This window comes from Rhizobium sp. CB2179 (assembly GCF_057653455.1).
This window is the reverse complement of the sequence record NZ_CM172781.1, coordinates 3,615,001-3,634,869: the sequence shown is the minus strand read 5'-3', so window position 1 is coordinate 3,634,869 and position 19,869 is coordinate 3,615,001. Positions and strand designations below refer to the sequence as shown.

Here is a 19,869-nt window from a genome sequence, read left to right as displayed (position 1 = left end):
AATCGATTTTAGGGATTAGGCAGCAATTCAAAAGCGCCCGTTGCGCGCCTCTCTGCATTCTGCGTTGGTCAACAACTGCCTTCCGTGCAGCGACATTCGCCAATGTCCATCAGGCTACCGGCGATTCTTCAACCCGGGCCGTCCCGCGCGTGGCATGGATGAAGGCGAGCACGAAGCCGATCGCCAGCACAAGCACGATGGTCGGCGCCGGCGCGCTGTCGATGAAGAAGGACAGGTAGACGCCGACAAAGGAACCGATCACGGCGATGGCGACGGAGAGGAGCAGCATCGTGCTGAACTTGCGGGTGAGCAGGAAGGCGATGGCTCCCGGCGCAATCAGCATGGCGATCGAAAGGATGATGCCTACCGCCTGCAAAGCACCGACGATCGTCAGCGAGATGAGGGCGAGAAGGCCGTAATGCAGTAGGTTGATCCTGAGGCCCACCGCTCTCGCCTGGGCGGGGTCGAAGGCGTGCAGCAGGAAGTCCTTCCATTTCACACCAAGAATGGCGGCCGTGATCGCAGCGATGACGGCCGATTGCCCGATGTCGCGCCAGGAGACACCGAGCATGTCGCCGAACAGGATGTGGTCGAGATGCACGTCGGACTGGATCTTGACATAAAGAACCAGGCCGAGCCCGAACATGCCGGAGAAAACGATGCCCATCACCGTATCCTGTTTGATACGGCTGTTATCTTTCAGGAAACCGGTGGCGGCAGCGCAAAACATGCCGGCCGCGAAGGCGCCGACCGCGAAGGGTATGCCGACGATATAGGCGATGACCACGCCGGGGAAGACGGCGTGGCTGATGGCGTCTCCCATCAGAGACCAGCCTTTCAGAACCAGGAAGCAGGACAACAGCGCCATCGGAATTGCGACCAGCACCGAGATCACTAGCGCATTGACCATGAAGCCGAACTGGAAAGGCAAAAGAAGCGTCTCGACCATGTTCATGGCGCTGCCTCCAGCGCCTGCGCAGCGCGTCTACGTGCCGCCAGCATGCCGTGTTTGGGTGCGAAGAAGAACGCGATCAGGAAGATTGCCGTCTGCAGCACGACGATGATGCCGCCGGTTGCGCCATCGAGGAAGTAGCTTGCATAAGCGCCGACGAAACTGGTCATCGATCCGATGATGACCGCGATCACAAGCAGCCGCGGGAAGCGGTCGGTCAGCAGATAGGCAGTTGCCCCGGGCGTTACCACCATGCAGATGACGAGGAATGCACCGACGGTCTGCAGCGCCGCGACGGTTGAGGCAGACAGCAGCGTGAAGAAAATGACCTTGAGAACGGTCGGATTGAGACCGATCGATCGGGCATGGCTCTCATCGAAGAAAGTGACCATCAGGTCCTTCCATTTGACGAGCAGGACGGCGAGCGACACGAAGCCGATGATGGCGAGTTGCAGCGTATCCTCGGGCGTGATGGCGAGAATGTTGCCGAGTACGATCGTCTGGATGTTGACCGCCATAGGCTTGAGCGAAACCATGAACAGGCCCAGCCCGAAGAAGGAGGAGAAGATCAGGCCGATGATGGCATCTTCCTTCAGCTTGGTGCGCTGGTTGAGGAAAAGCATCGCTGCGGCAGCGAGCCCTCCGGAAAAGAAGGCTCCGATCGAAAAGGGAAGTCCGAGCATATAGGCGCCGGCAACGCCGGGAACGATCGCGTGCGAGAGCGCGTCGCCGATCAGCGACCAGCCTTTCAGCATCAGATAACAGGAGAGGAAAGCGCAGACGCCGCCGACAAGGGCGGACACCCACATGGCATTGAGCATGTATTCATAGGTGAAGGGCTGCAGGAGGTCGTCTATCATTCCCGGCCCCCGTTGCCACTATCGGGCCTCCGGGCAGTCGCTTTGCCACCCTGCAGAATCAGGGGGCGCTCATCATCAGTTATGACGCCGATCGACGTTGGCCTGCCGTTCTGCGCATCGCTCAACACGAAATGTCGCAGCACGCCGCCAAATGCCTTTTCCAGATTTTCCTGCGTAAAAGTCTCGACGGTCGGGCCGTAGGCGAGCACCGTGCCCTTGATCAGGATGGTCCGGTCGCAGAACTCCGGCACGGAGCCGAGATTGTGGGTGGAGACCAGCATGACGCGGCCTTCATCCCGCAGTTCGCGCAGGAGCTTGATGATCTGGTCCTCGGTCTTTACGTCGACGCCGGTAAAGGGTTCATCGAGCAGAATGACCCGGCCGTCCTGCGCCAGTGCTCGCGCCAAGAAGACCCGCTTCCGCTGGCCGCCGGAGAGTTCGCCGATCTGGCGCTTGCGGAACTCGCTCATGGCGACGCGGGCGAGCGCGGCCGCCACTGCCTCGTGGTCTGCGGCCTTCGGGATGCGCATCATGCCCATGTGGCCGTAGCGGCCCATCATCACAACATCCTCGACCAGCACCGGGAAGTTCCAGTCGACTTCTTCCGATTGCGGCACATAAGCGACGAGGTTCTTGCGCAGCGCCTCTTCGACCGGGATGCCAAGCACGCGAATGTGGCCCCTGGCGAGACGCACGAAACCCATGATCGACTTGAAGAGCGTCGACTTGCCGGAACCGTTGACACCGACCAGCGCGGCGATCGTGCCCGTGGGGATCTGGAAACTCGCGTCCCTCAGGGCTGTATGTCCGTTGCGGTAAGTGACGGTTGCGTCCTTCACCGTGATCCCCGATCCCGCATCCGAGGATGCGGGCCGGACAAGATTGCTAAGCTCAATCATTGCGACAACCCATCGGCAAGACCCTTCGCAACGGTATCGGAGGTCACGCGCAGAAGATCGATATAGGTTGGCACCGGGCCGTCGGCTTCGCTCAACGAGTCGACATAGAGGACGCCGCCATAATGCGCGCCGGTTTCGCGCGCCACCTGCCGGGCCGGTTTATCGGAAACGGTGCTTTCGCTGAAGACGGTTGGAATCTTGTTTTCCTCGACCGCATCGATCACCTTGCGGACCTGCTGGGGCGTGCCCTGCTGGTCGGCGTTGATCGGCCAGAGATAGAGTTCCTTCAGCCCGAAATCGCGTGCAAGATAGGAAAAGGCGCCCTCGCTCGAGACCAGCCAGCGCTTGTCCTCGGGAATTTTGTCGAGGGTGGCGCGGATCGGAGTGATCGTCGCTTCGATCTTCTGCTTGTAGGCCTCGGCGTTAGCGTTGTAGGTCTCCGCATTCGCCGGATCATATTTTGCGAAAGCATCGCGGATATTGTCGACGTAAATCAGGGCGTTCTTCGGCGACATCCAGGCGTGGGGATTAGGCTTGCCTTGGTAGGGGCCTTCCGAGATGCCCATCGGTTCGATGCCATCGGAGACGACGGCACCGGGGACGTCGTGCAGGTTCTGGAAGAACTTTTCGAACCAGCGCTCCAGATTGAGGCCGTTCCAGAGAATGAGCTGTGCACCTTGGGCCCGCTGGATGTCACCCGGCGTTGGCGCATAGTTGTGGATCTCCGCGCCCGGCTTGGTGATCGATTCCACGATCGCGGCATCACCGGCCACGTTTTTTGCCATGTCGGCAATCACCGTGAAGGTCGTCACCACCTTGAACTTCGAATTGGTTGTCTGTTGGGCAGCGGCGGGAAAGGCAACCAGCACGGCCGCGAATGCCACCCCTATCATTCCGGCCAGGACCGACCGTCTTTCCCTATAGAGCATATATTTCTCCTCTTGCTGCTATTACGACCGAATTGCAAAAGCTGTTGAGGGTCGAACAAGTTGCGATTCAGAATGATTTGCAAAAAATGCTTGACGACCCTTGCTTCGACTATTGTGCAATTAAGAATGATTTGCAACAACCATCCGAACCGGGGGCCGAAAATGCCGGTAGCAGGACCCGACGGGCTGGCTGCGATCAACCTCATCGAACACCCATACCGGGATTTGCCGTAACGGTGCATGGTTCGATCGGTTAGGCGTTTGGGGGCACACGGCACGCTTGCTGGCGGAGCCGCGCTTTCCTCGGCTTACAAGATCTCAGAGCATGATGCCGAAAGGGAAAGCGGTTTTCGGACGGCATATGCTCTCACTATCTAACTTAGAACAGGATTTTCCAGCACCTTGCCGGTCACCACATCGGCAATCCCACGATCGGTCTGGTGCGGGCCGATATTGCAGGCGAGTGTTGCGCCGAAACAGGCCTTGAAGACCCGATAGGGCGGCTTCCAGTTGACGATTTTTTCCATCGCCTTGCGGATGCCGGCGAAGGCCAGGGCGGTGTCCTGCAGCGATGCATCCGTCACCAGGCCGGAGAGCGGCAGCGGCAGGAGTGCCTCGATCCTACCGTCCTTGGCGACCGCCATGCCGCCGCCGGCTGATATGACGGCGTTGGCGGCGAGCGCCATGTCGTGCGCATTGTCGCCGAAGACGGTGAGGTTGTGGCTGTCATGCGAAACGGTAGTACAGAAGGCGCCGCGCCATTCACCCCAGCCGGTGAGGAAGCCGATGCGCGGGGTACCATCTGCTTTGCCGTGGCGATGGACGACTGAAATCATGGCGCTGCCGGCCGGCGGCACGACGAAGCCGTCCCTGACCTCGGTTTCGGCCTCGCCCCATTGCGTGAAGCGTGGGCGGTCGATGGTGGCGACGCGGACGCGCTCGCCCTGCGCCGGAATGCGGAAATCATTCTCGGTCAGCCGCGGCAGCTTCACCGAATTGACAAGCGGCGCCGTATCAATCTGCTTGACGGCCACCTGCATGCTGCCGTTGCGGGCGACGAGGCGGCCGCCTGATATCACCTGCCGCGCCCGGAATTCCGCGAGGTCTTCGAAGAGCACGATATCGGCGCGGCGGCCGGCAGCGAGGAGGCCGAGATCGGAGCGCTTCAGACGTTGTGCAGCGTTGAAGGTCGCGGCACGGATGGCCCATTCCGGCTTCATGCCGTAGCGCACCAGGCGCCTGATGACGTCGTCGAGGCCGCCGCCTTCCTGGAGTTCGTCCGGAAAGACGTCGTCGGTGCAGAGCGTGACGGTCGGAGGCAGGTGGCCGAGACCGTTCAGCACCTCGACGAACTCCCGCAGCAGATGGTCGTGAGAGCCGCGCAGCTCGATCGTCAGGCCGGCGAAAAGCTTGGCGAGGAGATCGGCGCCGGAGGTAAGTTCGTGGTCGGAGGTGATACCCGATGCCATGAAGGCGTTGAGATCGGCGCCTTCGAGGCCGCGGGCATGGCCGCAGACGAGCTTGCCGGCGGCAAGGCCGGCATTGACGATGGCAGTCATGCGCGGATCGCCGTCGATGACGCCGCGCATGTTCATGACTTCGGCGACGCCGCCGATGGCGGAGGAGTGCAGCATCTCGGTGATCATGGAGGCATCGAAATCGGCGCCGGCAAGTTCCAGGCCTGGCGCGGAGGGCACGCAGGAGGGCGCGAGAAGGATCATCCGCAGAGGCAGAGAGCGTGCCGCCTCGATCGCCCAGCGCACGCCGTCGAGCCCATGGACGTTGCCGAATTCATGCGGATCCCAGACGATCGTGGTGACGCCGCGTGGCAAGACAGCGCTCGCATATTCGGCCGGTGTCACCATCGAACTTTCGATGTGCATGTGCGTGTCGATCAGGCCGGGCGTCAGGATGCTGCCCGCCGCATCGATGATCTCGACGGCATCCGTGCGGCTTGCCGGCGCATGAACGCTTGATATCAGCGCGCCGACGAGGCCGATATCGGCTTGCCGGATCAGGCCCGTCACCGCATCGAGCAGCCGGCCGCCGGTGATCAGCATGTCGAAAGGGGCGTCGCCGCGCGCAGCGGTGACGGCGCGGGCCCGCAAGGCAGGATCGTTGAGATCGGCGGGTTCTTGGCGAGCGGGGACGTTCATTTGCGGGCCTCGTTGACCAGGGCAGCGAGAATGATGACACGCGCCATGTCGGCATCGATGTCGGCGGCGAATTGCGCATTGAAGGTCGCATGCGTGGCGCGGGTCTCGACGACGGTACGGCCGCGGGTCAAGGCGCCCTGCAGCTCGACGTCGATACGGGCGGGGCGGAAGTTGACGATATCCGGAGCGACGAAGGCGACGGCGGCGCAAGGATCGTAAATCGCCATGGCCGGGCGGCCGCGACTGGTGCCGATGCGGATATAGCCCGAAAACATATCGGCGATCAGCTCGGCATTGGCGCCGCCGGCATTGCGCACCGGCTCGGCGTCTTCGGGCCTGGCCAGTACCTTGCGGCATAGGTCGAGATCGACCATGCGCAGCGGCAGGCCATGGGCGATGATGATCGACAGGGCCTCGGGATCGGCGAGCGCGTTGAACTCGGCGGAGGCCGTATGGTTGCCTGACGTGACACCGCCACCCATCCAGACGAGTTCGGTGATGCGGGCAGCAAGATCCGGCCGGGCAAGCGCCACAGCGGCGATGTTGGTCAGCGGGCCAAGCGCCAGGATGCGGTGCTCGCCTTGGCGCTCCAGCCAGCGGCAGAGTGCCGCGAAGGCATCGCTTTCGGCAAGGGCGGGAGCCTTGGGCAGGCTCCTACCTAATGTCGGGATGCCGGTTTCGCCGAGGATCGCCTGAGCAGTTTCGAGCTTGCCGAGCACGGGCGTGGCGCGGCCAGTGTGAATGGGGAATTTCCAGCCGAAGGCGCTGGCGGCGCCGGCGGCGTTTATCCTCACCTGCGCCAGCGGCGTATTGCCGAAGACCAGCGATAAGCCGTCGATCTCGAATTCAGACTGTGCCACCACCATAATGGCGGCGATGTCGTCGAAGCCCATGTCCGTGTCGATCCAGACGCCCATGATTTCACCCGAACTGTTTGAGGCTTGCCGCGCCGGCAACCGGCAGATCGAAGGCGAGCGCGGTATCGAGGAGGGGGGCTGCCCAGGCAATGAAAGCTTTTTTCATCTTACATGTTCTCCATCTCTGAAGTCTTTTGTGCCGGTTTCGCAGGCCCGGATGATTGGCGGACGACTAGCTGCATGGCGACGCGTTCGATCTTCGCGGTAACGAGCACGCCCTCCCGGATGCTGCTTGTTCTTATGGTATCCACCAGCGCGGACACCGCAATTTCGGCAATTCTATCCATGTCCATCCGGACCGTCGTCAGCGACGGCGTAACAACAGGCGACCAGATGAGGTCATCGAAGCCGGCGACACTGACGTCAGTGGGAATGTTGATGCCCGCCTGCTGCAACTCCGTCAGCGCCCGCAGCGCCTGCAGGTCGGAGAGGGCTGCGAAGGCGGTGAAACCTTGGCCGACTTTTTCGGCGAGGCCGAGCGGGCAGCCGCTGCCGTTCTCCTGCTCCAACCTGTCGATCCACAGCGTTTCCGAATGCATGCCCGGGCGCATACCGGAGCGAATGCCGCCGGCACGGTCGTTCTGGACGTTGGATTCCTGATTGTTGCCGATGATGAGGATACGGCGATGGCCGAGGCCTGCGAGATGGCCGGCGATTTCATGGCCGCCCTGCCAATGGTCGGCGGCAACGGTGTTGCCGGGCGTCGAGGGAGTGTCGATGACGGCGACCGGACAGGCGGCGGACGAAATGCGGGTGGCGCGGCGGGGAATGACGACCATGCCATCGACGCCGCGCTCGACCAGCCGGTTGATAGCCTCGGTCTGGGCGGCGACATCACCGCGGGAATCGGCGATCAGCACGCCGTAACCTGCGGCGGAGGCAGCGAATTCGATCGCCTGCGCAATCTTCGGGAACAGCGGATTGGCGATATCGGGCAGCACCAGGCCGAGAACGCCGCTGCGGCCGGTCCGCAGCGCCCGCCCGGCCTGGCTCGGGACGTAACCGAGCTCGGCTGCATGCTCGCGGATTCTTTCAACCAGTTGGCCGGAAACCCGGCCCTTGCCGGAAAGCGCATTGGAGACGGTGGCGACGGAGACGCCGAGCGACGTTGCTATCCTGCTGAGGTTCGGTCCCGGGCGCGGTGCTGCCATGATTGACGATCACCTTGATTAATCGTTTAATCAAAGTGATAGCTCAGCTTATCCCGCCTGTCGAATCCGAATTCATCTTATCCGCAGTTATTCGGCTACGGCACGCGGCGGATAAGAAAAAGCCCCGCGAGACAATCGCGAGGCCTTGTACTTTCAGATCGATTGAAGAAGTTGTCAGCCCTTGACAGCCACAACCTTCACCGCCGGTGCGGTGGTCTTGCCGCCGGGGGCGAAGCCGCCGCCGACTGCGATGTTCAGCGACACGTAGTCCTTGGCCATCTGCTGGACGGCTGCGGCAAGGCTTGCCTGGGCGAGCGAAACCTGGCGCTGGGCGTCTAGAACGTCGAGCAGCGAAGAAGCGCCGTCCTTGTAGGATGCGGTCGAAAGTTCGAGCGTTTCCTGTGTGGTCTTCACCTGGGCTTGAAGCGCCGAAACCGTGCGGGCGTCGCGCCGGACAGCCGAAAGTGCATTCTCGACCTGTTCGATCGCGGTCAGTACCGTCGACTTCCAGTTGAGATAGGCCGCTGCGGCATTGGACTGCGCCGTCTTGACGCCGGCGCGCAGGGTACCGCCATCGAAGATCGGCAGGTTGAGGGTGGGGCCGAAGGACCAGGGCGTCAGGCCGCCGTGGATGCCACGCTGGTTGATGTAGGCCGGCGAGATCGAGCCGCTGAGCGAGATGCTCGGATAGAGCTGCGCCTGGGCGACGCCGATCTGGGCCGTTGCAGCTGCGAGGTCGCGTTCCGCCACACGGATGTCGGGACGGTTGCGGATCAGGTCGGCCGGGATGCCGGAGGTGATGCCGCCGCGGAATACCGGCTGGCCATAGCCCTTCAGCAGATCATCGACAAGGGTTGCAGCCGGCAGGCCGAGCAGCGTGGCGATGTGATGGGCCGAAATGCGGATGTTGGTTTCGAGGCCGGGAATTTCGGCGAGCGTCGACTGCACCAGGCCCTCGGCCTGAACGACGTCGAGACGCGAGGCGGCGCCGGCTTCCAGCTGGAACTTGGTCAGTTCGTAGGTTTCCTGACGGGACTTCAGGTTGGCCTTCGAAAGCGCCAGGCGCTGCTGATAATAACGAACGTCGATATAGCTGGAGACGAGGTCCTGCACGAGGGTCAGCTTGGCAACGTCTGCCGATGCGTAAGCAGAATCGAGCGAAGCGAGAGCGCTCTCGGTGTTGCGCTTGTAGAGGCCGAAAATATCGAGCAGCCAGGTCAGCTGTGCTTCGCCGCCGCTGGTGTTGCGCGTGTCGAACTGCGTGCGCAGCTCGCCCTTCTGGCCGCTGACCGTGTGCGAGGCGCCGACGGTCAGGTTCGGCAGGGCGCCGGCTCCTGCGACGGTGACGTTGGCGGAAGCCGCATTGATGCGTTCGATCGCCTGCTGGACTGACAGGTTCTGGTCGAGGCCGGACTGGACGAGGCCGTCCAGCTTGCGGTCTCTGAAGGCGCTCCACCAGGCTACGGTGGTAACATCGCCATCACTCTTGGTTCCACCCTCTCCGAATTTGGCGGGCAGCGGCATCTCAGGAGGAACATGATCCGGGCCCACAACGCAGCCCGACAACAATAACAATAATGCCGGTGTGGCAAAACGAAGAGATACCATTCATTTCATCCTGTACTCGAGCAAGTCAATTCTTGTCCAAAGCTTCATGCTTCACTATCGGCCGCCGCGCCTCGTTCTACCAAAAACACCATTCCGAAGCAGTCGGGCGCAATGTAGCAACGGCAACAGCATTATCACAGTGCATTTATATCACAGTCCTGCCGCATTTTTGCCGCGTGTGGCAAAGATGCGTCGGATGACGACGAAAAACGACGGCACGAAGAAAATTCCGAGCATTGTCGCCGCCAGCATGCCGCCGAGAACGCCGATGCCGATGGCATTCTGTGCCGCCGAGCCCGCGCCTGTCGCGATCGCCAGCGGCACGACGCCGAGAATGAAGGCAAGCGAGGTCATAATGATCGGCCGCAGGCGCAATCTCGCCGCTTCCAATGTCGCCTCGTAGAGCCCCATGCCGCTTTCCATGCGGTCCTTGGCGAATTCGACGATCAGGATGGCGTTCTTCGCCGCCAGCCCGATAGTGGTCAGCAAGCCGACCTTGAAATAGACGTCGTTCGCCTGGCCGAAGAGGGTTGCCGCCGTCAGCGCCCCGAGGATGCCGACAGGCACCGCCATGATCACCGAGAAGGGGATCGACCAGCTTTCGTAAAGCGCTGCCAGGCAGAGGAAGACGACCAGTACCGAGATCGCGTAGAGCATCGGCGCCTGCGAACCGGACAGCCGCTCCTGATAGGAGATGCCCTGCCAGGCGACCGTATAACCGCCGCCGAGCTGATTGGTCAGTGCTTCCATTTCGTTCATCGCATCGCCGGAAGAAACCCCGGGTGCGGAAGCGCCGTCGAGCGGAATGGCGCTGACGGCGTTGAAGCGGGCAAGCGAGGGCGCGCCCTTCACCCATTCCGTGCGGGTAAAGGCGGAGAAGGGCACCATTTCGCCGTCATTGTTGCGGGCGTACCAGTGGTTGAGGTCGCTCGGCTGCATGCGGAAGGGCGCATCGCCCTCGACGTAGACCGGCTTGATCTCGCCGTTCAGCGTGAAGTCGTTGACGTCACGGCCGGTGAAGATGATCGACAGCATCGAATTGACCGAGGCGATGTCGACGCCCATGGCGCCGATCTTTTCCTGATCGAGCACGATGCGCATCTGCGGCTCGACTTCCTTGTTGCTGCTGCGCAGCGCCACGATCTTGCCTGAGCTATTGCCCATCTGGATCAGCCGCTTGGAGGCGGCCGTCAGGGCGTCATTGCCGTGGCCGCCGGTGTCGACGAGATACATGGAGAAGCCGCTCGACACCCCGAGACCCTGGATCGCCGGCGGCAGCAACGCGAAGACCTGCGCCTCGCGGATCGCAAAGAAATTGCCAAGCGCACGGTTGACGACTGACTGGGCGCTCAGCGTCGGATCGGTGCGCAGCGAGAAATCCTTGAGTTTGGTGAAGACGATGGCGCTGTTCTGGCCGGAACCGCTGAAGCCGAAGCCGAGCGCGCCGAACACGGAATCGACGGCGTCCTTCTCGTTTTCACGATAGTATTTCTCGACCTTTTCGACGACTGCCTGGGTCTGCTGCGTGGTCGAGCCCGGCGGCGTGGTGACGATGGTCAGCAGCACGCCCTGGTCTTCCTGCGGCAGGAAGGAGCTCGGCAGGCGGGTGAAGAGATAGGCGCAGCCGGCGCCGACCAGAAGGAAGACCAGCATGACGCGGATCGGACGCTTCAGCAGATAGCCGATGGTGGTGATATAGCCGTTGGTCGAGCGCGTGAAGTTGCGGTTGAACCAGTCGCCGACGCGGTGCTTCCTGTGTTCGCCGACCGGCTTCAGCATCGTGGCGCAAAGTGCGGGCGTCAGCACGAGGGCGACGAGCGCCGACAGCAGCATGGCCGAGACGATGGTGATCGAGAACTGGCGATAGATGATGCCGGTCGAACCGCCGAAGAAGGCCATCGGAATGAAGACGGCGGTGAGGACGAGCGCGATGCCGACGATGGCGCCGGTGATCTCGCCCATCGATTTTTCCGTTGCCTCGAGCGGCGAAAGCTTTTCTTCGGACATGATGCGTTCGACGTTTTCGACGACGACGATGGCATCGTCGACGAGAAGGCCGATCGCCAGCACCATGGCGAACATCGTCAAGGTATTGATCGAATAGCCGGTGACCGCCAGCACCCCGAAGGTGCCGAGCAGCACCACGGGAACCGCAATCGTCGGGATCAGCGTCGCCCGGAGATTCTGCAGGAAGACGAGCAGCACCACGAAGACGAGCACGATCGCCTCGATCAGCGTGTGCACGACCTTCTCGATCGACAGTTCCACGAAGGGCGTGGTGTCGTAGGGATAGGTGATCTCGACACCTGCCGGCAGGCCGCGGCCGATAACCTCGAGCGCGGAGCGCACACGGGCGGCGGTATCGATGGCGTTGGCGCCAATTGCAAGATTGACGGCGAAACCGGTCGACGGCTGGCCGTTGTAGCGCGAACTGCCGCCGTAGCTTTCCTGCCCGATCTCGATGCGCGAGACGTCGCTCAAGCGCACCGTCGCGCCGTCCTTTTCGACCTTCAGGATGATGTGCTCGAAATCGGCGACGGTGGTCAGCTGGCTTTGGGCGGTGATGGTGACGTTGATCTGCTGGCCGGGGATCGTCGGCTGGGCACCGAGCGAACCGACGGAGACCTGGGTGTTCTGCGCCTGGATGGCTGACGTCACGTCGCTCGGCGTCAACTGGTATTTCAGCAGCTTGAACGGATCGAGCCAGACGCGCATGGCGTATCCTGAACCGAAGACATTGATGCTGCCGACGCCTTCCAGGCGCTGGATCTGATCCTCGATCGAGGTCGACATGATATTGCCGAGGTCGACAGAATTGCGCTTGCCGTCGGTCGAAACGAGCGAGCCGACGAGAAGGATGCTCGAGGTCGAGCGGGTGACGCTGATGCCGGCATCGATGACGTCGCTTGGAAGCTGCGACTGAACCAGCTGCAGCTTGTTCTGCACCTGCACCTGGGCGATATCGGGGTCGGCGCTCGTTCCGAAGGTGAGCTGGATGCTGGCCGAACCCGTCGATGAGGTCGAGGTCATGTAGGTGAGGTCGTCGAGGCCGGTCATGCCGTCCTCGATGATCGTCGTCACCGATTTCTCGACAGTCTCGGCGCTGGCGCCGCGATAGGTGGCGTTGATGCGAACCGTCGTCGGGGCGATGTCGGGATATTGCGAGATCGACAGCGTGAAAATCGCCAGCAGGCCGGCGAGCATGATGGTGATCGCAATGACCCAAGCGAAAATCGGACGTCGGATGAAAAACTTGGCCATCGGTTATTCCTGTGCGGCTGAGACGGTGACGATGCGGGCCTGCGGCGATTACTTCGCTGCGGGCTTCTGCGCGTCACCGGCCGCGGGCTGCTCGGCAGGCATGACCACGCCGGTGTCGTTGATCTTCATCGGGACCGGCTTCACCGGCATGCCTGAAGTGATCGATTGCAGGCCGCTGACGATCAGCTGATCGCCGTCCTTGATGCCTTCGGTCACGAGCCAGGAATTGTTGGAGGGCGAGCTGTTCTCGAAGGCGCGGGTTTCGACCTTGCCGTCGGCGGAAACGAATTGTGCCGTCAGCCGGCCGTTGGCGTCACGGCTCGTCGCCAGCTGCGGCAGCGCATAACCGGCCTCGGCGCCGAGCTCGACGGTTGCGCGGACATACATACCGGGCAGCACGATACGGTCGGGATTGGGAAAGAGCACGCGGATGATGAAGGTGCCTGTGGTCTCACTGACCACCTGCTTCGACATGTCGAGCTTGCCCTGCTGGTTGTATTCCTTGCCGTTTTCGAGGATCAGATGGAAGACGACATTGGCTTCACCCTTGATGTCGCCGGCGGCCATCGCATCGCGCAGCTTCAAGAGGTTGGTGCTCGATTCCGTCAGCGAGATGTAGATCGGATCGAGCTGGCGGATCGTCGTCAGCGCCGTCGTCTGGTTGGCAGAGACGACATTGCCGACATTAACGGCCGTCTGGTCGATGATGCCATCGAAAGGGGCGACGATCCTGGTGTGGTCGAGGTCGATCTGTGCAGCGGACAGCGCGGCCTTCGCCGACTCGACTTCGGCCTTGGCCTGGAGCAGCGTCGTCTTGGCCGTTTCGAATTCGATCTGGGTGGCGCCGCTGCCGACGAGGCGCTGGTAGCGGTCGAGATTGCTTTCAGCGCTCGGCACGCTCGCCTGCGCCTTGGAAATCGCCGCCTTGGCCTGCTCGACGGCAGCGATATAGGGAGCATCCTCGATCTGGTAGAGAAGATCGCCCTTCTTGATTTCGCCGCCTTCCTTAAAGGCGATCTCGCGGATCAGGCCGCTCACCTGCGGCCGAATATCGGCGGTCTGAAAGGTCTCGGCGCGGCCGGGCAGGATCGTGGTGATCGGGAAGGTGCCCTTCGTCAGCGCGATGACGCCGACGGGGGCAGCCTGCTGCGCCGCGCCTGCACCCGCATTGCCGGCGGGCTTGGAGCCACTGTCGCTGCAGGCGGCGAGAAGGGCTGCGAATGCCAGGGCCGAGGAGATGAGGAGGGCACGCCGTATCATGCTGAATTCCTGTGCGGTGGCAATCGCCGTTCAATCCACGAGCTCGGCCCACGGGCTCGGCTTGATCGAGCGCAGGCTTTTATAAGCGTCAGGATTGGGTTGGCTTCAAATGCCGTTATCCGAATTTAAGAAAAGCTTTACGAAGTGACGTAATTCAGCAATCATCACTTAGCAAGCGCTATTTTGCAGTGCGGCATGGACGAAACACACGATTTTTTCGGCGCGGTGCACGAGCGTCTCCTTGTCGTCGCGAGCGATCAGGACAGGGTGCAGCACGCAGGCCAGGACATCTGCCACCGTATGCGCCGCGCTTTCGGGATCGCGGCAATGATAACTTCCCTCCGCCATGCCTTCGCGGATGATCTCGCCGAGCTTTGCCTCGATGCGGGCGCGATAACGATTGCCGGCCTCGAGTTTGGCTTCGATCGTCGAAAGCACCATTTCGAAGATATAAGGGTTCTTCTGGATGTCCTGCAGGTGGCTTTCCAGCAGGCGCAGGATGAAGCGGAGCAGTTGTTCCTTCGGCGGCAGCTTCTCATCGAAGGCGGCGAAGCGCTCGGCAGCATCGTCGAGATGGCGTCCTGCGATCGCATCGACGAGCGCCACCTTGGAACGGAAATGCTTGAAGACATTGGCGGGCGACATGTGGAGCGCACCGGCGATATCGGCGATCGACACCGCAACGAAGCCGCGCTCGCGAAACAGCATCTCCGCCATGGAGAGAATGTCTTCCCGCGTTTCCTCGGCCTTGCGTCTTGGCCTTCTTACCATCTGTTCCCCGCCGGGCTGAGCCCGATACCCCTTTTTTTCGATGCTAGCGCATAACCCCGAAAATCGGAATCGATTTTCGGAAAGGATTATGCGCCAATTCAAAGTGATAGAGCGTCCTTAGCGCGTCCTGTTGGACGCTCGGCGCTCTAGCGCGATTGGGCGAAACGCCGCAAGCCGGTGAACAGCTTGGCGGCCTTCGCGTTCGCCTTTTCAAGGAAAATAGCGGGCGAGGTTGCTTCGGACACGGGCAAGCGGCGTCTCGCCGCTATCATCGGGAACGAAGCGCTCGCCGGTGATCGACTCGTAGGCTTTGATGTAGACGGCCGAGGTCTGGTCGATCAGTTCGGCGGGGATTTCCGGGATTTCGTCCTTATAGGGATCGCAGCGCTCCGCCACCCAGGCGCGGACGAAATCCTTGTCGAAACTTTCCGGGCGTTTTCCGGCGGCAAAGCTTGCCGGATAGCTTTCGGCAAGCCAGTAGCGGCTGCTGTCCGGCGTGTGGATCTCGTCGGCGAGGATAATGTTGCCGTCACCATCGGTGCCGAACTCGTATTTGGTATCGACCAGGATCAGCCCGTTTTTCGCCGCCATCTCCTGGCCACGGGCAAAGAGGGCGAGCGCATATGTCGACAGCGTCTGCCATTGTTCATTCGTGAGAAGGCCACGCGTGACGATTTCGGCCGGGGTCAGCGGCTCATCGTGGCCGCCGTCGAATTCCTTGCTGGTCGGCGTGATGACGGGTTCCGGCAGGATCTGATTGTCGCGCATGCCGTCGGCCAGACGCATGCCGTACATCTCGCGTTCGCCCTTCTTATAAAGCGTCAGGATCGAGGTGCCGGTGGTGCCGGCGAGATAACCGCGCACAACGATCTCGACCGGCAGGATGTCGAGCCGCTTGCCGATGACGACATTCGGATCGGGATAGTCGAGAACGTGGTTCGGGCAGATGTCCTTCGTCGCCTCGAACCAGTAGCGGGCCGTCTGCGTCAGTACCTCGCCCTTATAGGGGATGCAGGTCAGGATGCGGTCGAAAGCGCTGAGCCGGTCGGTGCTGATGATGATGCGGCGTCCGTCCGGAAGATCGTAATTCTCGCGCACCTTGCCGCGATAATAGTTCGGCAATTCCGGGAAATGGGCTTCGGAGAGAATTCGCACGGCGCTCGACTGTCCTTAGTTATTGGGTGAAGACTTCCTGCTCTAGTTTCATTGCTGGGGAAGTCAAGCCGATCGGGTATCGCATCACAGCCAGAACAGACCGGTAAGAAGCAGGGCGAGGCCGTAACTTGCGACGGCAAGCGGCCAGCCGGCGCGCAGGAAATCGCCGAAGCGGTAACCGCCGATGCCCATTGCCAGCGTGTTGTTGTGATGGCCGAAGGGCGTCAGGAAATCGAGCGACGCACCGGCGGCGACCGCGATCAGATAGGCGTCCGGCGCATGCCTGCCGGCTCTTGCGAATTCCAGTGCGATCGGGGTCAGGACGATTGCGACCGTCGCGTTGTTGACAAAAGGCGTCAATGCCATGGCCAGGAAAAGGATGAGGGCGATGCCGAAGAGCGGATGGGTGATCGGCACGACGAGGCTGAGCCAGCCGGCAATGGTTTCGGCCGCTCCGGTGGTCGCCACCGCTTGGCCGATCGGGATCATCGCCGCCAGCATGATGATGATCGGCCAGTTGAGATCGGCCATCGCCTGACGGATGTTGAGGTGATTGAGCAGAGCGAGCACGAGCACGACGCCGGCAAAAGCGACGTCGGGACGCAGGCCGGACGCCGAGGCGGCGACGCCGCAGGCAAAGAGCGCGAAGGGCCGCCAGGATAGGAGCGGCGCCGGTTCGCTCGGTGCTGTCGAGGCGAGCGGCAGGCACTCGCTTTCCTCTAACGCTTCGCCGATTGCAATGCGCGGCCCCTCCAGCGTCAATATATCGCCGATCGACAATTGCAGGTCGAGGAAGCGGCCCTCGATGCGTAGCGCGCGCATGGAAAGGGCGGCGACCGCGATGCCGCGATGGTGGAAGACTTCGAGCGAGCCGACGCGCGAACCGACCAACGTGCTCTCCGGCATCACGACGGCTTCGACACGGGTGAAATCCGGCTGCAGGCCATGCGGATGGGCATCGGCGATCAGCGCCTGCGTGGCGGCAAGGCCGGCAAAGACCGCATCGGCGCCTTCGGCAAGCAGCACGTCGCCGGGTTCGATCACCGACTGGTCGAGCGGACCGAAGACGAAACTGTCGCCGCGGATCAGCGCATGCGGCTTGATGCCGAAACGCACCGGGCAATCGGAAAGTCGCACACCGATCAGCGGCGAGACGTCAGGGATGCGACGCTCGACGACGATGCGGCGCGCGGCCGGAGAGATTTTTACCGGTGTTTCGTCGGGTTCCGGAAACAGGCGCTGCACGCGAAAGGCGATGAGCAGAATGCCGGCGATGGCGATCGGCAGGCCGACATAGGCGAAATCGAAGAAGTGAAAGCCGGTTCCGGTCGCCTTGGCGAGCGCATCGCTGACGAGCAGGTTGGCCGGCGTGCCGATCAGCGAAACGAGGCCGCCGAGCAGGGCCGCGAACGAGACCGGCATGACGAGCTGGCGGCGGGGGATCGTCAGGACCGTGCCGAGACGTAGCGCGACCGGTAAGGTGATCGCAAAGGCGCCGATATTGTTCATGAAGATCGACATGAAGCCGGCAAGCGCGGACGTGCAGGCGATGACGGTGAAGTCCCTGGGTCTTGCTGCCGCGAAACGGGCAGCGAGACTGTCGAAGAGCTTGGCGCGCGCCAGCACCTGGACGATCAGCAGGATCTCGACGACGGTGATGACGACGGGACTGGCGAAGCCCGTGAAGATCTGATCGGCGGGATAAAGGCCGAGCGCATAACCGCCAAGCAGGCCGGCGATCGAGACGACTTCGATGCGGATGCGATTGAGCGAGAAGAGAATGAGCATCGCCAGCAGAAGGATCAGCAGGGATGCTTGCTCGAACGACATGGGCAGATCCGTTGTTTCATCGATCAGGCGGGACTGTAATCGTTCCTCATGCGCTGTACAGAGGCGCCTTCAGGCAAAGATTGAACAATCCTCATATCTCGCGTCAGGCTGGTGGTGCCTGCCACCGGCCCGCCGCGTTCCGCTCCAGAATGGGGGTTGCGAAGACGCCGACGGTGCGCGCGCTCCATTGCGGCCCGGCGGCTGCGAGGCTTTCGCGCCAGCGCTCCGATTGCAGCATGGCCGCACCGATGACGACGGGTTCGATGCCGCAGGCCATCAGCAGATGGAGGCCGGCAACGATCGAGGCGCCGCTGGAAATGACGTCATCGATGAGGGCGACACGCCGTCCCTGAAGCAGCGGCAGCATGCGCGGATCGATATAGAGGCGTTTCTGCTGTGTCGGCGTGGTGATCGAAGACAGGGCGACGGAGAGCTCGTCGCGATACCAGAATTTGCGCGAGGTGCCGAGCGGAACATAGCGGCCATGGCCGAGCTTCTGCGCCACGGCGGCGGCCAGCGTCAGGCCGAGCGTCGGCAGGCCGGCGACGACGTCGATGCGCATGGGCCTGATCTTTTCGGCGAGGCTTTCGGCGAGCGCATCGAGCACGGCGAAGCTCGCCTGGTTGACGATCAGCGAGGCGAGGGCGCGGTCGCCATCCGCCAGCTCACGGATCGGCAGGCGAAGCTGGCGGCCGTCTTCGAGCGTGGCGACATAGAAGGAGGTGAATTCACCATTGCCGGCAAAGGTGCCGGGCGGGTGAAGCTCCTGCCAGAAATCATGCGGCGCCATCTCCGTCACAGCGGTCAATTGCGTCTCGTCCTTTCCATGCCGGTTTTCCGGCGCAGTGCCTGCAATTCCGGTTCGGTCAGCGCACGCACGGCGCCTTTCGGCAATTCGCCGAGTTCGAGCCCGCCGATTGCGACGCGCACGAGGCGCAGGCATTCGGTTCCGAGCGCCTCCAGCATGCGGCGGATCTGGCGGTTGCGGCCCTCGTCGAGCTCGACCTCGATCCATGAATTCCTGTCGCCCTGGCGCAGGCGCCGCGCGGCGGTCGCCGTCAGCAGCTCGCCGTCGTGGCGGATGCCCGCTGTCATCGCGGCAATGTCCTCGTCGTCCATGATGCGGTCGATCTGGACATGATAGGTCTTCGTCACATGCGTGACCGGATCGAGCAGGATCTGGGCGAATTCGGTGTCGTTGGTGAAAAGCAGCAGGCCCTCGCTCGCCTTGTCGAGCCGGCCGACCGGAGAGAGATGCGGGATGTCGAAATCCCTGAGGCAATCATAGACCGTCGGCCTGCCTTCCGGATCGTGGCGGGTGGTGACGAGACCGCGGGGCTTGTTGAGCATCAGATAGATTTTCGCTTCGGCAGCGATGACAAGGCCGTCGATGCTGATGCTTGCCGTGGCAAGATCGACCCATGCGGAGGCATCGCTGACGGTTCGGCCGTCAACCGCAACACGATTTTCGGCGATCAGGCGTTCGGCCTGCGTGCGGGAGCAATAACCGAGCTTGGAAAGGGCACGGGGAAGGGTGACCCGTTTGGCCGCGGCGTTATCGGCGGGCTTTGTCCGTTCACGCGTCTTGTGCGGTGGGCGCCGCTCCCTCATCTGCCATCCTTATCCTGCTTTTGATGCCGTTTTCTTGGCATGAACGAGAGAAGGATGCCAGCAGCGTGAATAAAAAACGAGGGGAATAACAGGCGCTGCAAAAAGGGCTCAGCGCTTTGGATAAAGCGCCGTCGCGGCTTTGTTAGGGTGGCGCTGCCTCAGCGGCAGACCATGAAGCCGGCCAGTTCCTTGCGGCTGACGACGATACCGGCGGCGGCCTTGACCGGGTCCGGATGTGTGTAGGACAGACTAGGCATTTCCGGCAGATCGAGTGCCTGGCGCATATTCATAATGCCGACCGCATAGCGGCCATCGGCGCTGTCGACACTGACTTCGATAATGCAGTTGGCCCTCTTGTTTTCCATGGTAGTCCTCCCTTCGTTTTTTATGTTCCCATAGCTGGCATTAAAAATTGGTTTTTCTAAGACATAAGCATTTACGCACCCTGCCGAAAAACGGATCGGCGGGTGCGCAAAAGACTGGTTTATGGGTGGATATGGCGTGTTCAG

17 protein-coding genes (1 of these 17 only partly in view) are annotated in these 19,869 nt (G+C 62.0%); all 17 read right to left on the bottom strand.

Features of this window, described 5'->3' with window-relative positions; all coding sequences use genetic code 11:
- Positions 1–109: 109 nt before the first annotated feature.
- The gene (locus tag AC244Q_RS18055; protein WP_128406043.1) at positions 110–955 is read right to left on the bottom strand and encodes a metal ABC transporter permease; all 846 of its coding nucleotides are present in this window, start codon (positions 953–955) and stop codon (positions 110–112) included.
- On the bottom strand, positions 952–1,812 hold the full coding sequence (sitC, locus tag AC244Q_RS18050) for an iron/manganese ABC transporter permease subunit SitC (protein WP_012758812.1): 861 nt from the start codon (positions 1,810–1,812) through the stop codon (positions 952–954). Before sitC ends, AC244Q_RS18055 begins: the two co-directional genes overlap by 4 nt.
- On the bottom strand, positions 1,809–2,711 hold the full coding sequence (locus AC244Q_RS18045) for a manganese/iron ABC transporter ATP-binding protein (RefSeq protein ID WP_113548272.1): 903 nt from the start codon (positions 2,709–2,711) through the stop codon (positions 1,809–1,811). Before AC244Q_RS18045 ends, sitC begins: the two co-directional genes overlap by 4 nt.
- Positions 2,708–3,640 (bottom strand): metal ABC transporter substrate-binding protein, encoded by a 933-nt coding sequence (locus AC244Q_RS18040; protein WP_113548271.1) that lies wholly within the window; start codon positions 3,638–3,640, stop codon positions 2,708–2,710. Before AC244Q_RS18040 ends, AC244Q_RS18045 begins: the two co-directional genes overlap by 4 nt.
- A 374-nt stretch (positions 3,641–4,014) precedes the next feature.
- Entirely contained in the window at positions 4,015–5,796 is a 1,782-nt protein-coding gene (locus AC244Q_RS18035; protein WP_113548270.1) for an adenine deaminase, read from the bottom strand.
- Positions 5,793–6,713 carry a nucleoside hydrolase gene (locus AC244Q_RS18030; RefSeq protein WP_012758808.1) on the bottom strand — a complete coding sequence of 307 codons (921 nt, stop codon included), beginning with the start codon at positions 6,711–6,713 and terminating at the stop codon, positions 5,793–5,795. The genes AC244Q_RS18035 and AC244Q_RS18030 overlap by 4 nt, the downstream gene beginning before the upstream one ends.
- 107 nt (positions 6,714–6,820) lie before the next feature.
- The gene (locus AC244Q_RS18025) at positions 6,821–7,864 is read right to left on the bottom strand and encodes a LacI family DNA-binding transcriptional regulator (RefSeq protein ID WP_012758806.1); all 1,044 of its coding nucleotides are present in this window, start codon (positions 7,862–7,864) and stop codon (positions 6,821–6,823) included.
- A gap of 174 nt (positions 7,865–8,038) precedes the next feature.
- Complete coding sequence (locus AC244Q_RS18020) at positions 8,039–9,472, bottom strand: efflux transporter outer membrane subunit (RefSeq protein ID WP_012758805.1); 1,434 nt, start codon at positions 9,470–9,472, stop codon at positions 8,039–8,041.
- Between the two features lie 150 nt (positions 9,473–9,622).
- Positions 9,623–12,733: an efflux RND transporter permease subunit gene (locus AC244Q_RS18015; RefSeq protein WP_012758804.1), complete on the bottom strand. Its 3,111-nt coding sequence runs from the start codon at positions 12,731–12,733 to the stop codon at positions 9,623–9,625.
- Positions 12,734–12,781: 48 nt separating this feature from the next.
- Positions 12,782–13,993, bottom strand: a complete 1,212-nt coding sequence (locus AC244Q_RS18010; protein ID WP_012758803.1) for an efflux RND transporter periplasmic adaptor subunit — start codon at positions 13,991–13,993, stop codon at positions 12,782–12,784.
- Between the two features lie 168 nt (positions 13,994–14,161).
- Positions 14,162–14,764, bottom strand: coding sequence for a TetR/AcrR family transcriptional regulator (locus AC244Q_RS18005; protein WP_012758802.1), 603 nt, complete (start codon positions 14,762–14,764; stop codon positions 14,162–14,164).
- 210 nt (positions 14,765–14,974) lie between these two features.
- The gene (locus tag AC244Q_RS18000; RefSeq protein WP_113548269.1) at positions 14,975–15,919 is read right to left on the bottom strand and encodes a phosphoribosylaminoimidazolesuccinocarboxamide synthase; all 945 of its coding nucleotides are present in this window, start codon (positions 15,917–15,919) and stop codon (positions 14,975–14,977) included.
- Between the two features lie 84 nt (positions 15,920–16,003).
- The gene (locus AC244Q_RS17995; protein WP_012758800.1) at positions 16,004–17,749 is read right to left on the bottom strand and encodes an SLC13 family permease; all 1,746 of its coding nucleotides are present in this window, start codon (positions 17,747–17,749) and stop codon (positions 16,004–16,006) included.
- Between the two features lie 103 nt (positions 17,750–17,852).
- On the bottom strand, positions 17,853–18,539 hold the full coding sequence (locus AC244Q_RS17990) for a phosphoribosyltransferase (RefSeq protein ID WP_041935689.1): 687 nt from the start codon (positions 18,537–18,539) through the stop codon (positions 17,853–17,855).
- Between the two features lie 14 nt (positions 18,540–18,553).
- Positions 18,554–19,360 carry a pseudouridine synthase gene (locus AC244Q_RS17985; protein ID WP_012758798.1) on the bottom strand — a complete coding sequence of 269 codons (807 nt, stop codon included), beginning with the start codon at positions 19,358–19,360 and terminating at the stop codon, positions 18,554–18,556.
- A 158-nt stretch (positions 19,361–19,518) separates the two neighbouring features.
- Positions 19,519–19,725 carry a hypothetical protein gene (locus AC244Q_RS17980; RefSeq protein ID WP_012758797.1) on the bottom strand — a complete coding sequence of 69 codons (207 nt, stop codon included), beginning with the start codon at positions 19,723–19,725 and terminating at the stop codon, positions 19,519–19,521.
- A 140-nt stretch (positions 19,726–19,865) separates the two neighbouring features.
- Positions 19,866–19,869 carry the final stretch of a hypothetical protein gene (locus tag AC244Q_RS17975; RefSeq protein WP_011653302.1) on the bottom strand. Its footprint extends 335 nt past the window's final position, so 4 of the gene's 339 nt are visible here — the last part of the coding sequence; its start codon lies off the right edge, out of view; it ends in the stop codon at positions 19,866–19,868.